Genomic DNA, 12936 nt, shown 5'->3' with positions numbered 1-12936 from the left:
CGGGAAAAGGGCGCCGCCGCGCCCGAGGGAGGTCGTATGGAAGCCCTGGCCGACACCGAGACCCGCGCCTTTTCCCCCAAGGATCTTCGCGCGACCTTCGGCCTGTTCCCCACCGGGGTGACCATCATCACCGCCGTCGTCGGCGGGGAGCGGATCGCGGCGACCGTCAGTTCCTTCGGGTCGCTGTCACTGGACCCGCCGCTGCTCTTGTTCAGCATTGGCCGGCATTCCAAGGTCTTCGCCGCCTGGAACAGCGTTACCCACTTCGCGGTGAACGTCCTCGACCAGTCGCAGAAGGAACTTTCCGCCCGTTTCGGTCGGGCGCAGCTCGACAAATGGGAAGGGGTGCAGACCCTACGCGGCGAGGCCACCGGCGCGAGCCTGTTCCCCGACGCGCTGGCCTGGTTCGAGTGTGAGACCTACCGCATCTATGAGGGCGGCGATCACATAATCATCGTCGGCCGGATTGTCGCGATGGCGCGCCGCCCCTCGGCTTCGGCCGACCCGCTCGTGTTCTTCGGCGGGAGTTATCGCCGCCTCGACCCTGAGGCGCGGAGCGAGCCGACCCCGCACGACGCCTACTGGACCTATGGCTGGTAAGCGGCCCCGCCGGCCCGCCGCGAACGTGCTTCCACCTGGCCGAGATTGGCGCATGTGCTCACGCCAATCTGGCACAGGGTCCGGCGCACATCCTCGCGCAGCAGCCTGATCAGGAAGTCGCCCCCCTCCTCCCCCAGCGTCGCCACGGCATAGAGGAAGGGCCGGCCAAGAAAGGCCATGTCGGCCCCGCAGGCGAGCGCCCGCACCACATCAAGCCCGCTGCGCACCCCGCTATCCACCATCACCGCCCCATCGCCCCCGGCGGCGCGGACCTGCGGCAGCATGTCGAGGCTGGCCGGCGCGGCGTCGAAGGTGCGCCCGCCATGGTTCGACACGAGGATCCCATCGGCGCCTGCGGCCCGCGCCTCGCGCGCGTCTGCCGGATGCAGCACGCCCTTGACGACAAGCCGGCCGGGCCATCGGTCGCGGATACGCCGGACGAGCGCCCAGCTGAAGCCCCCCTCGATCGCGGTGCCGGCGAAACGCACGAGGTCGGCTGGCGTCGCCGGCTCCTCCACATAGGGACGCAGCGACTCGCAGCCCGGCGGCCCCGCCCTCAGCATGTCCGCCAGCCAGCGCGGGCGGCGCAGCATCTGCAGCAGGGCGGCTGGCCCGGGACGGAAGGGCACGGTGAGCCGGTTGCGCACATCCTGGGGGCGGTGGGCCCGCACGGGGGTGTCGAGGGTCAGCACCAGGGTTTGGACGCCGAGGTTGGCCGCCCGGCGCATCAGATCGAACGTGCAGCGATGATCGTCGCGCGGAAGGCCGAAGAGCTGGAACCACAGGACATCCGGCGCGAGCCGGCCGATGGTCTCGAGGCTCGCACTGGCCACCGTCGACAGCACATAGGGAATGTTGGCGGCCTGCGCGGCGCGGGCGAGGCCTTGTTCCAGCTGCGGGCGCACCAGCGCGCCCAGCCCCATCGGCGCGATGCCGAAGGGTGCCGCATAGTCCCGCCCGAACAGCGACACGGACAGCGATGGCTCGCGCAGGCCGACGCCGTGACGCGGCAGCAGCGCGATGTCGTCAAAGGCCGCGCGGTTTCGGCGGACCACGGTATCGGCCCCGCATCCGCCCTCCACCGTCGCCATGACGAAGGCGGGAAGCCGTGCCCGCGCCCCCTCGCACAGGTCCGCCACGGTGGGGTAGCGTTCCTCGCGCGTGGCACGGCGGCGCATCGCCGCCCTCAGCCGGTCGCCAGCGCGGCCACAGCGCGCCGCGTCATCACCGCCGCCAGATGCGCCCGATAGGCGCCGTCGCCATGCATGTCGGCGATCATGTCGTCGGCGGAAAGTGCAAGCCCGTCGAGCGCGGCCGCGGTGAACGCCACCGTCAGGGCATCCTCGGCCTCGATCCAGCGGAAGACGCCATCCTGGCCCGCGCCGGTGATCGCCACCCGCGCGCCCGCCACTGTGCGCGCCACAAAGGCCCCCGCCATCGCATAGCGCGAGGCCGGATTGGCAAATTTGCGGTAGGCCGCCGCTGCGGGAACCGGAAAGCCGACGGCGGTGACGATCTCGTCCTCCTCCAGCGCCGTCTCGAACAGGCCGCGGAAGAACGCCTCCGCCGGCAACTTCCGACGATCGGTGCGGATGGTGGCTCCCAGCGCGAGGCAGGCGGAGGGATAATCGGCGGACGGATCATTATTGGCGATCGAACCGCCAAGGGTGCCGCGGTTGCGCACGGCGGGATCGCCAATGAGGCCGGCAAGCGCGGCGAGGGCCGGCAACGCCCGACGAATTTCCGGCGAGGCGGCGACATCGGCATGGCGGGTCATGGCGCCGATGGTCACCGCTTCCGGGGTGACCTCGATGCCCGCCAGCCCGGGGAGGCTGCCAAGGTCGATCAGGTCGCCGGGTGCCGCCAGGCGCTGCTTGAGGGTCGGAATCAATGTCTGGCCGCCGGCGAGAAACTTCGCGTCGCCGCTGTCGCGGGCCCGCATGAGCGCCTCTTCGATCCGTTCCGGCCGATGGTAGTTGAACGCGAACATGGCCTATCTGCCCCGGCTCACCCGGCCACGGCGGGCGCGGCGCCCGGCTGCCGCGCCATGGCTTCGGCGCCGCCGATGATGGCGAGGACGATGTTGTGATAGCCGGTGCAGCGGCACAGATTGCCTTCCAGCGCCTCGCGAACGGTGTGCTCGTCGAGCGCGAAGCCGTGGCGGTTCACAATCTCGATGCCGGCCATGATCATGCCGGAAGTGCAGAAGCCACATTGCAGGCCGTGATATTCGCGAAACGCCTCCTGCATGGGATGCAGTGTGTTGCCGGCGGCGAGGCCTTCCACGGTCAGCACCTGCGCGCCTTCGGCCTGGACGGCGAGAACCGTGCAGGATTTCACCGCCCGCCCGTCGAGATGGACCGTGCAGGCGCCGCACTGGCTGGTGTCGCAGCCGACATGGCTGCCGGTGAGCCGCAGCTCATCCCGCAGGAACTGCACCAGGAGTGTCCGCGGGTCGATTTCGGCGGCGACGGGCCGGCCATTCACGGTTATCGATAGAGCGGTCATCGCCAACTCTCCATTGGCTGAGCCGGCAGGGCCGCCGGCGCGGCATGCGCCACCGGCCCTGTCGGTTCTACAGGCAACGCGGTCACGGGACGAGATCAATGATCGCCTTGGCCTGCTCGGGCGTGAGCGACTGTTCAATGAACTTGTTGGTCACCGCCCATTTGATCGACTCGTCGAAGCCCTTCACCGGCGCGAAGCGCAGCTTGTTGCGGTTGTAGAACTTGAGCGCTTCCTTTGCCGTGGCGAGATCGATCTTGTTGAGCGCCGCGAACATCTTGGCGGACTCGTCGGGGTTGGCATAGGCCCAGTCGATGCACTCGTTCAGGACCTTGAAGAATTTTTCCGCCGCCGGGCGGCGATTCTTCAGGAAATCATCGCTCGCAATATTCACGCGGGCGGAGATCTCGCGCTGACTTTCAACCACGTCGCCGCTGAACAGCACGCGGATCTCGCCCTTGGCCACGGCATCGAGGCCCGACGGCGGAACGGAATAGCCGACATCGACCTGTCCGCTCATGGTCATGGTGCGCGTCGCGTCCATGCCGCCGGACGAGACCGGGGTGAAGTCGAGCTTGCGCTCGGCCTTGAGCCCCAGCAGCACCGCCTCGGTCGCCCCGCCCGGGCGGGGATAGGCGACCTTCTTGCCGGCAATGTCCTCGATCGTCTTGATCGGGCTGTTGACCGGCACATAGAAGAAGGTGTCGTTCTGCCCAACGAATTCGGAGCCGACGATCTTGATCGGCGCGCCCTTCACGAAGGCGGCGATGGCGGCGGACGTGCCGGGCGAATAGCCAATGTCCATTCCGCCGGCGATCACCGCCTGCACCGTTTCCGATCCCCCGCGCGTCGGGGTGATGCGGACATCGAGCCCCGCTTTCTCAAACTCGCCGCGATCTTTGCAGAAGGTCGGCTGGGAGGTGTCCCACAGGCCGACCCAGGAGACTGCCACCTTCACCGTATCCGCCGCCGAAGCGGGCATCGGAAGTCCGCAGGCCGCCAGGGCGGCGAAGAAGGCCAGGCTCTTACCAACAGGCTTTAGCATCGAAGTTCCCCTCTTTTTTAAACACAATGCGTCGCCAAGGAGTGTGAATGTGGACGCTGTCCGGCCCCTCTCGAAGGACAAATCCTGGATAAATAGGTACATATTCTAGGTAAATATCAAGCTTAAAATAGGAGCTTTAATGCCGAACGGTTGAGCATAGGGCCTCCTCTCATGCGCCGCCACGGCGTCGCCCGCACCTGTCATGTCGCTCCGGCGCCGGTCCGCTGCGACTGCACAGCTCGTTCGGCGCGCGAAAGCGATGCAAGAATAGGCATGCCTCGAAATCCGCGCGCCGGCGGGCTGTTCGCCTTCTTGACCTCCGCCAAAAAAGCTTCATTATTTATCTATCCAGTGAATGTTTATCGCCTGGGCACCGAAGCGCCGGATCGTGGCAGGGATTTGATTTGATGAACCTGATCAACAACGTGACCGAGGGCCAGCCCCTGACCAGCGCCAGCCAGCCGGAGCAGCCGACCGGCATTGATGCCGCCGCGCCCCAGGCCTGGGGCAGCGACCGCATCGCCGCCCTGCTGTCCCAGCTTGACATGCCCTATCTCTGTCTCAATCCCGGATCGAGCTTTCGCGGCCTGCATGACAGCGTGGTCAATTATCTCGGCAACACCTCGCCGCAGATGCTGGTCTGTCTGCATGAGGAACACGCGGTGGCCATCGCCCATGGGTATGCCAAGGCCGCCGGCAAGCCGCTCGCGGTGGCGCTGCACGCCAATGTCGGCCTGATGCACGCGACCATGTCGATCTTCAACGCCTGGTGCGACCGCCTGCCGATGCTGGTGCTCGGCGCCACCGGCCCGGTGGATGCCGCCAAGCGTCGCCCCTTCATCGACTGGATTCACACCATGCGCGATCAGGGCGCGCTGGTGCGCTCCTACACCAAATGGGACGACCAGCCGGCCTCGGTCGAGGCGACGGAAGAGGCGCTGCTGCGGGCGATGCAGATCGCCCGCACCGAACCGCAGGGCCCGGTCTACATCAATCTCGACGCCGAGGTTCAGGAAGCTCCCTATGCCGCCGGTCGCCCGATGCCGGATCTCGCGCGCTATCGCCCGGTTCCCGCCCCCGCCCCGGATCCGACGATGCTGGAAGAGGCGGCCCGCCTGCTCACCGGCGCCCGGCGCCCGGCGATCTTGATGGGCCGCGCCACCCGCGACCCGGCGGATTGGGACCGGCGCGTGCGGCTGGCGGAGAGCCTCGGCGCGATGGTGATCACCGACCTCAAGGTCGGCGCGGCCTTCCCCACCGCCCACCCCCTGCACTGCGCCGCGCCGGGCATGTCGCTCAGCAAGGCGGCGATCGCCAGGCTAGCCGAGGCCGATGTCGTGCTGTCGCTGGACTGGGTGGACCTCGCCGGCTTCATCAGCACCGTGTGGCCCGACGGCCCCTGCCCCGCCAAGATCGTGCTGGCCTCGGTGGACCACCATGTCCATAACGGCTTCAGCTTCGATCACATGGCGCTGCCACCGGTCGACCTGCATTTCGCCACCACGCCGGAGGCGTTCACCGCCGCCCTGCTGGAGCGCCTGCCCGCGCCCGCGCGCCATTACACGGTCACGCCCCGCCGTCCGGCCGCCCCCGCGCGCGGCGACGTGTTGAGTCTCGCCCATATCGCCTATGCGCTCGACCAGGCGGCCGAGGGCCGGCCGGTCTGCCTGTCGCGCCTGCCGCTGGGCTGGGACGGCGCGCTGATGGATTTCAACCACCCGCTCGACCAGCTCGGCCATTCCGGTGGCGGCGGTGTCGGGTCGGGGCCGGGCATGGCGGTCGGCTCGGCGCTGGCTCTTCTGGGCAGCGGGCGCCTGCCGGTGGCGGTGCTGGGCGACGGCGACACGCTGATGGGCGTCACAGCCATCTGGACCGCCGTGCACTACACGATTCCCATGCTCGTCATTTCCGCCAATAACCGCTCCTATTTCAACGACGAGCTGCACCAGGAGCGCGTTGCCCGCCGCCGCAGCCGGCCGGTGGAGAATCGCTGGATCGGCCAGCGCATCGCCGATCCCGAGCCTGATATCGCCAAGATGGCGGAAGCCCAGGGCGCGCTGGGACTTGGTCCGATCCGCGATCCCGATGCCTTGCGGGTGGCGATGAAAGCGGCAGTCGAGGCGGTCCTTGCCGGTAAGGTGGCCGTGCTCGATGTGCATATCGGCCCCGGCTATGCGGGAAGCGGCGGCTGACGCCCCGACGGCCCGTGCCTGCCTCGTCGCTCCTTCCTTGGGAAAATGACCATGCCGACCTATACCGACGTGCTCCCCCACCATCGCGATCTCTATTATGGCGGCCAGTGGCTCAAGGCGGGGAGCGGAAAGACCGACACCACCATCAACCCGGCGACCGGCGAGTCGCTGGGAAGCTGGGCGGTGGCCGATGCGAGCGATGTCGATGCCGCTGTGCGCAAGGCGCAGGAAGGGTTCCGCGTCTGGCGCGCGGTGAAGCCGGCGGATCGCGCCGTCATCCTGCGGCAGGCGGCGCAGGTGATCCGCGACCATGCCGAGGAGATCGCCTTGATCGATTCCGCCGATTCCGGCGGGCCCTACCGGCGGATGATCCGGGATTCGGAAGGCGGGGCCGCCGCTTTCGACTTCTTCGCCGGCCTCGTGACGGAAATGAAGGGCTCGACCCTTCCGGTCGGCGACGACACGCTGAACTACACGATGCGCGAGCCGCTCGGCGTGGTGGTGCGCATCAATGCCTATAACCACCCCTTCCTGTTCGCGGCCTCGCGTGCCGCAGCGCCCCTGGCGGCCGGCAATGCGCTCATTATCAAGCCGCCGGATCAGGCCCCGCTGTCGACCCTGCGCCTTGCCGAACTGATCGGGCCGCTGTTCCCGCCCGGCGTCATCAACGTGCTGACCGGCGGGCGCGAATGCGGCGAGGCACTGGTCGAGCACCCGCTCGTCGCCAAGGTGGCGCTGATCGGTTCGGTGCCGACCGGCAAGGCCATCGCCCGCGCCGCCGCCGGCACGCTGAAGAAGGTCGGGCTCGAACTCGGCGGCAAGAACGCGCTCATCGCCTATCCCGACAGCGATCCGGCCAAGGTGGCGGCCGGCGCCGTCAACGGCATGAACTTCACCTGGTGCGGGCAGTCCTGCGGCTCCACCTCGCGAATCTTCCTGCACGACGACATCCATGATGAGGTGGTGGAGGGCATCCTCAAGGCGGTCGAGGCCTACCGGTTCGGCCTGCCCACCGACGAGGCGACGCAGATGGGGTGCATGATCAGCGCGCAGCAGCTGAGCAAGACCGAGCATTATGTCACCCTCGCCCTGAAGGAAGGCGCGCGGCTCGTCGCCGGCGGCGCCCGGCCCAGCGACCCGGTCTATTCCCGTGGTTTCTTCTATCCTCCCACCGTGTTCACCGACGTGACGCCGGACATGACCATCGCCCGCGAGGAAGTGTTCGGGCCGGTGATGTCGATCCTGCGCTGGCGCGACGAGGACGCGATGATCGAGGCGGTAAACCGCTCCGAACTCGGCCTCACCGCCTCGATCTGGACCCGGAACCTCGCCACGGCGCATCGGGCGGCGGCGCGGGTGGAGGCCGGCTATATCTGGATCAACGGCAGCAGCACCCACACGCTGGGCGCGCCGTTCGGCGGCTACAAGCAGTCCGGCCTCGGCCGCGAGGAATCGCTGGAAGAGCTGCTGGAATGCACCCAGCTCAAGAACATCAACGTCTCGCTCTGAGCCCGGCCCTGATCGGGAGCGGCGGCCGCGTTGCCGCGGCCGCCCTTCCCTCCGGGGGTCAGGCGTCGAGGCGTTCGCGGGCGTCGGCCCGGCCGCCGGCTTGCGGATATTCCGCGAGCAGAGCGTCGGTGATGTCGTTGAGCACCGCGAACAGAGCCTCAACATCCTTCCGCTTCAGGTTCTTGCGCGCACACAGATTCACCACGCGGGCCCGCTCCAGCAGCACCGGCTGGAGCGCGAGCCCCGCCTCGGTGAGGTAGACGTTGATCTTGCGGCGGTCCTTCGGGTTGCGGACCCGCCGTACAAAGCCGAGCCGCTCCAGCTCGTCGAGAATGGTGGTCGACGAGGCCGTCTCAATGCCGACGGCACGGGAGAGTTCAGCCTGGGTGGGGCCGTCATTCTCCCAGAGCTTCTGAAGATGCACGAACTGGCCGAAGGACACGTCGACCTTGGCGAGCTCGTGACGAAAGGCCCGGCTGAACGCCATGTGGGCCCGCCGAAGGTGCCAGCCTATCCCGATTTCGGCCTGCTTCTCATCCGCCTCCGACATTCCGCCTCCTGTGTTTGACGGCTCCCACTAGCCAAAACGTAAGGCGCCTTGTCAATTGACTCAGATCAAAAGGCGACTTATTATAATGTACCTTATTGTATGAGGCCCTCATGAACGAGCTGTTTGTTTGCAAGGTCGGCGAACTCGACGATGGCGGGGTCCGTATCGTCGGCGAGCCGGGCCACCGGATCGGCGTCATGCTGCATGACGGAGAGTACCTCGCCTATCTCAACCGCTGCCCGCACCAGGGCGGCCCCGCCTGCGAGGGGATGCGCATCCCCCAGGTCCAGGATGTCCTCGACGAGGCGGGGCTGTTCGTCGGCCAGCGCTATGATGAGACCGACCTGCACATTGTGTGCCCGTGGCACGGCTACGAATTTCACATCAAGACCGGCGAGCACGTCTGCAATTCGGCGGTGCGGCTGCGCAAATACGCCACGGTCGTGCGGGAGGGCGGAATCTATGTCCAGTTCTGATCTGGGCCTGATCCCGACTTCCGAGCTCGCGGCCGAGCTGACCCGGCGCTTCAGCGCGGCGGCGGAGAGCGATGTGGCGCGCGTCGCCAGCGACGATGTGGGCACGGTGGTTGCCCACGCTATCCGCCTGCTGGCCGAGCGCGCGCAGCAGGGCCTGCCGCCCTGCACCTTTTCCGGCAACAACACGCTCTCGGCGACCGATGCGGTGATCGCCTGCACCGCTCTGCTGGAGAGCGTCGAACTCGCCGTCTTTGAACTCGCCGCCTGGCAGGCCGTCTCCAACATCGGCTCCAGCCGGCTCGCACGCCCCTTGCCTATTACGGAGCCGGGTCAATGACCGCCACTGCCGGAGTCTTCAGAGAACCCCTGCGCAAGTCCTTTGACACCGAGGAGCATCTCGGCAACGCTTATCAACAGGCGCTGGAGCGCAATTACGAGGACTTCCTGATCGTCGACGTGGATTCGCACCACTACGAGACGGAAGCGTTCGGCGAGATCGCCCGCTACATCGAGGACCCGGTCCTGCGCGACGAAGCCCTGTATCAGGGCATGGCGCGCGGCGGCGTTACCTCGGTGGACGGCTCCTACCAGGAAATGACCGGCCGGGTGACGCGTTACCCGCTGCGCCGCCACGAGGCGACCCCGCCGACCATCCATCGCGACATCACACTGATGCGGCGCTGGATGGACGCCATGGGCGTCGACATGGCCTGCATGTTCCCGACCCCGATGCTGAACATCGCCACCTGCCCGCGCGTGGAAGTCGAGGTGGCGCTGGCGCGGGCTTATAATCGCTGGCTGTGCGACAATATCCTGTCAGAAGAGCCGCGCCTCACCTCCATGCTCTATCTGCCGTTCAACGACCCGGAATCCTGCTACCGCATGGTCGAGGAGTTCGGTGACCGCAAGGGCGTCATCGGCTTCATGGTGACGGCCACGCATTACAAGAGCGTGCAGGACAACGCCTTCGTGAAGACCTATGCGGCCCTGCAGGAACGCGGCCTGCCGCTCGGCTTCCACGCCGCCTATACGTGGGGCGACAAGTCGACGGCGCTGATGAACCGCTTCATCTCGGTCCATGCCCTCGGTTTCGTCTGGCACAATATGGTGCACATGACGAACTGGCTCATGAACGGCATGCCCGAGCGCTTCCCCCGCCTCAAGACGCTCTGGATCGAAAGCGGCCTGGCATGGGTGCCCTTCCTCATGCAGCGCCTCGATAACGAATTCATGATGCGCAGCTCAGACGCCCCGCTGCTCAAGCGCAAGCCCAGCGACTACATGCGCGAGATGTTCTACACCTCGCAACCCATGGAAATGGTCGAGAACAAGGAAGCGCTGGAACTCACCTTCAAGATGATGAAGGCGGAAAGCCAGCTGCTCTATTCGTCGGACTATCCCCACTGGGACATGGATCTGCCGAGCACGATCTACGACCTTCCCTTTCTTCAGGAAGGCCAGAAGCGCGCCATACTGGGCGGCAACGCGCAGGATCTGTTCAAGCTCGATCCGCACTTCGCGCCCTGGAAGCTGGAGCGGCAGAAGCAGCGGGCTATGGCGGCGCGTGGATGAAGGCAGGGGCACGCGCCGGTTGCTTGCCAGAGCGAGCGGAGCGTGGAGGCAGTAGGCGCTAGAGTACGTTCCGATCGGACTGCACCGCAATCCGATCGGCAAAACGTTCTCTATCCATAACTTGGAGCGTGATCCGATCAGGTTGTTTCAACCCGATCGGATCAGGCTCTGGCGTTCCGGGAGGAGGCCCGATCTAGCATGATGCACGCACAGGCAGTCAGCCCGGCAATGGCAGGCTCGGTTCCGGCACTGAGCCTGAAGAATGTCGGCAAGTCCTATGGAACAGGCGCGGAGCCGATCTGGGCCGTGCGTGACTTCTCGCTCGATGTGGCCAATGGCGAGTTCATCTCGATCATCGGCCCCAGCGGCTGCGGCAAGTCGACCCTGTTCAACATCATCGGCGGCTTCTTCAACCGCTATGATGGCGACGTGGTCGTCCACGGCAAATCCGACCCCGGCGCCCGCCGCACGATCGGCAGCGTGTTCCAGGAGGAATCGACCTTCGCCTGGCGCACTGCGATCGAGAATGTGATGTTTCCGCTGGAGGCGCTCGGGATCCCCAAGCCGGAGCGGATCGAGCGGGCCCGCGATACGCTGGCGCTTGTGGGGCTTGAAGGCTTCGAGAACCATTATCCCGCCGCCATGTCGGGCGGCATGCGCCAGCGCGTCTCCATCGCCCGCACCCTCGTCGTCCGGCCGCAGATCCTGCTGATGGACGAGCCCTTCGCCGCGCTCGACGAACAGACCCGTATCCTGCTGGGCGACAAGGTGCTGCAAATCCAGCAGCAGCTGAAGCAGACCACCGTGCTGATCACGCACAATCTGACGGAAGCCGTGCTGCTCAGCGACCGCGTGGTGATCATGACCTACCGTCCCGGGCGGATAAAGCGCATCGTGGACATCGACCTCCCGCATCCGCGGACCTCCGACATCATCACCACGGACCGTTTCGGCCAGCTGGTCGGCACCATCTGGGCGGATCTGCGCGATGAGTCCAATCGCGGGATGAAGTAACCGGCCCCTGCGGCAACCCGGCCCGCGGCTGCGGCCGGGCCGCGCTCCTCCCAATCTGCGAGGCTTTCATGACCATAAAGCGCATCAACACGCGCAACCTGCCGCATCGCGGGGATTCCGTGACCTGGAATGGCTGCGTGCATCTGTCGGGCATCATGCCGTCGGACGAGACCGCGTCCATCGCCGAGCAGACGGCCGACGTGTTGCGCGAGATCGAGGCCCAGCTCGCCAATGCCGGCACGTCCAAGGCCGCGCTGATCTCGGCAACGGTCTGGCTCGCCGATCTCGACCGCGATTTCGAAGGCTTCAATGCGGTGTGGCGGGGCTGGGTCGATCGCGACAACCTGCCGGCGCGCTCCTGCGTGCAGGCGAAGCTGCACGGCAAGGGGTTGCTGGAAATCGCCGCCATCGCCGCCACCCCGCCCGCCTGACGCCCCGCCCGCCTGACGCCCCGCCCGCGCGCCCGTCGGCGCTTGGCGCCCCGGTTTGGGGTGGGCTCGGCATCCATGACGAGGCCCACTCCTGACCTAGAGTTAGACAAAGGAGAATCGACACGTGCCGGATGCGCCACAGGCCGCGCGACCGACACCTCTTTGCCATTCAATTTTTGCTAAAGATTGAAGCTATCGCGGGACTATGGCAGAGTGCCCTGCACTGCCGTGCCTCGAGGCTGCAATCGGCGAGTTGGGACACGGCAAGAGGATTCAATGAAGGCTAAGTTACCGCGCGTGGATTCGAGTTCTTCTAAATTACGGCCTGAGAAAAAATCGGCCCCGAAATCGATATTCATTCCGCCCCTTACGATCTCGCATCGCCGTATTCTTTCGAAAGGGCGGGACGACGAGTTCCGGCAGACAATTTACCTCATCGTCCAGGTGCTCAGCCGGCTGGAGGCCTGCCGCGCCGCCTTCGGGCGCGCGCTTGGGCTCACCGGCTCGCAATTCGCGGTGTTGATCGGCGTTGCGTACCAGCAGGGCGAAGTGGGGGTCAAGATTAACGCGCTTGCGAAGTATGTGCAGCTGGCATCGACCCATGTCACCACCGAAGTCGGGGTACTCTCACGACGCGGGCTGCTGGTGAAGCATGTCGACGCGGAAGACCGCCGTAGTGTGCTCGTCAAGCTCTCGCACGAAGGTGAAGCCGCCGTCGAACATGTTGCCCCCTTCCTGCGCCGGGTGAATGATCAGCTCTTCAACGACATATCGCGTGAGCAGATCACCAAGTTGCGGGAAATCTTCACTACTCTATCCTTCAATAGCGAATTTGCCATGGCCGAAGTGCGACGCTATGAGCGCGAGCGCGACGAAGCATAAGTACTGCTCGGGCACGTGCAGCCTGCGACTGAGAGTACCGGCACAGCTGCCGGCCTTGCCTCAAGTGGCAACTGACAATCCTGCCCCTTTGGCGCGAGAACGCGCCTGGTCTATCATGGCGGACACAGAAGCCCTCGGCCGCCTACTCGGCCGTGCCGCC

General features: G+C 66.2%; 15 protein-coding genes. 10 read left to right on the top strand and 5 right to left on the bottom strand.

The annotated features are described in order from the left end of the window. Positions 1–36 precede the first annotated feature (36 nt). Entirely contained in the window at positions 37–600 is a 564-nt protein-coding gene (locus ACO07Z_RS16980) for a flavin reductase family protein (RefSeq protein ID WP_421699774.1), read from the top strand. On the opposite strand, the gene ACO07Z_RS16975 is transcribed toward ACO07Z_RS16980, so the two are convergent. The 4 genes from ACO07Z_RS16975 to ACO07Z_RS16960 all read right to left on the bottom strand — a co-directional run bounded on the left by ACO07Z_RS16975 (position 588) and on the right by ACO07Z_RS16960 (position 4150). Next, positions 588–1778, bottom strand: coding sequence for an alpha-hydroxy acid oxidase (locus ACO07Z_RS16975; protein ID WP_421699773.1), 1191 nt, complete (start codon positions 1776–1778; stop codon positions 588–590). The two genes, ACO07Z_RS16980 and ACO07Z_RS16975, sit on opposite strands and share 13 nt — an antisense overlap. Before the next feature lie 8 nt (positions 1779–1786). Then, positions 1787–2590, bottom strand: a complete 804-nt coding sequence (locus ACO07Z_RS16970; RefSeq protein ID WP_421699772.1) for an FAD binding domain-containing protein — start codon at positions 2588–2590, stop codon at positions 1787–1789. A gap of 17 nt (positions 2591–2607) precedes the next feature. Beyond that, a complete protein-coding gene (locus ACO07Z_RS16965) occupies positions 2608–3108 on the bottom strand; it encodes a (2Fe-2S)-binding protein (RefSeq protein ID WP_421699771.1) in 501 nt (166 codons plus the stop codon). 82 nt (positions 3109–3190) lie between these two features. Next, positions 3191–4150: an ABC transporter substrate-binding protein gene (locus ACO07Z_RS16960; RefSeq protein WP_421699770.1), complete on the bottom strand. Its 960-nt coding sequence runs from the start codon at positions 4148–4150 to the stop codon at positions 3191–3193. 171 nt (positions 4151–4321) lie between these two features. On the opposite strand from ACO07Z_RS16960, the gene ACO07Z_RS16955 reads away from it, so the two are divergent. From ACO07Z_RS16955 to ACO07Z_RS16945, 3 genes are read left to right on the top strand one after another with little or no spacing between them, the layout of a single operon-like run. Beyond that, a complete protein-coding gene (locus ACO07Z_RS16955) occupies positions 4322–4558 on the top strand; it encodes a hypothetical protein (protein WP_421699769.1) in 237 nt (78 codons plus the stop codon). Continuing rightward, the gene (locus ACO07Z_RS16950) at positions 4558–6342 is read left to right on the top strand and encodes a thiamine pyrophosphate-binding protein (RefSeq protein ID WP_421699768.1); all 1785 of its coding nucleotides are present in this window, start codon (positions 4558–4560) and stop codon (positions 6340–6342) included. The genes ACO07Z_RS16955 and ACO07Z_RS16950 overlap by 1 nt, the downstream gene beginning before the upstream one ends. Positions 6343–6393: 51 nt before the next feature. Then, entirely contained in the window at positions 6394–7851 is a 1458-nt protein-coding gene (locus ACO07Z_RS16945) for an aldehyde dehydrogenase family protein (protein WP_421699767.1), read from the top strand. Positions 7852–7909: 58 nt separating this feature from the next. Here the strand turns inward: ACO07Z_RS16945 and ACO07Z_RS16940 are convergent, their stop codons facing one another. Next, entirely contained in the window at positions 7910–8401 is a 492-nt protein-coding gene (locus ACO07Z_RS16940; RefSeq protein WP_421699766.1) for a MarR family winged helix-turn-helix transcriptional regulator, read from the bottom strand. A gap of 110 nt (positions 8402–8511) precedes the next feature. Between ACO07Z_RS16940 and ACO07Z_RS16935 the strand changes: the two genes are divergently transcribed. From ACO07Z_RS16935 to ACO07Z_RS16910, 6 genes are all read left to right on the top strand, one after another. Next, positions 8512–8877: a Rieske (2Fe-2S) protein gene (locus ACO07Z_RS16935; RefSeq protein ID WP_421699765.1), complete on the top strand. Its 366-nt coding sequence runs from the start codon at positions 8512–8514 to the stop codon at positions 8875–8877. Next, positions 8864–9214, top strand: coding sequence for a hypothetical protein (locus tag ACO07Z_RS16930; RefSeq protein WP_421699764.1), 351 nt, complete (start codon positions 8864–8866; stop codon positions 9212–9214). The genes ACO07Z_RS16935 and ACO07Z_RS16930 overlap by 14 nt, the downstream gene beginning before the upstream one ends. Then, the gene (locus ACO07Z_RS16925; RefSeq protein ID WP_307058401.1) at positions 9211–10449 is read left to right on the top strand and encodes an amidohydrolase family protein; all 1239 of its coding nucleotides are present in this window, start codon (positions 9211–9213) and stop codon (positions 10447–10449) included. The genes ACO07Z_RS16930 and ACO07Z_RS16925 overlap by 4 nt, the downstream gene beginning before the upstream one ends. A gap of 198 nt (positions 10450–10647) precedes the next feature. Next, positions 10648–11463, top strand: a complete 816-nt coding sequence (locus tag ACO07Z_RS16920) for an ABC transporter ATP-binding protein (protein ID WP_307058403.1) — start codon at positions 10648–10650, stop codon at positions 11461–11463. A 68-nt stretch (positions 11464–11531) separates the two neighbouring features. Further along, on the top strand, positions 11532–11894 hold the full coding sequence (locus ACO07Z_RS16915; RefSeq protein WP_421699763.1) for a RidA family protein: 363 nt from the start codon (positions 11532–11534) through the stop codon (positions 11892–11894). Positions 11895–12170: 276 nt separating this feature from the next. After that, the gene (locus ACO07Z_RS16910; protein ID WP_421699762.1) at positions 12171–12776 is read left to right on the top strand and encodes a MarR family winged helix-turn-helix transcriptional regulator; all 606 of its coding nucleotides are present in this window, start codon (positions 12171–12173) and stop codon (positions 12774–12776) included. The last annotated feature ends 160 nt before the right edge of the window (positions 12777–12936 follow it).

The sequence above is a fragment of the Ancylobacter sp. genome, assembly GCF_965229075.1.
GTDB lineage: Bacteria > Pseudomonadota > Alphaproteobacteria > Rhizobiales > Xanthobacteraceae > Ancylobacter.
This window is presented reverse-complemented; position numbering and strand designations above follow the sequence as displayed.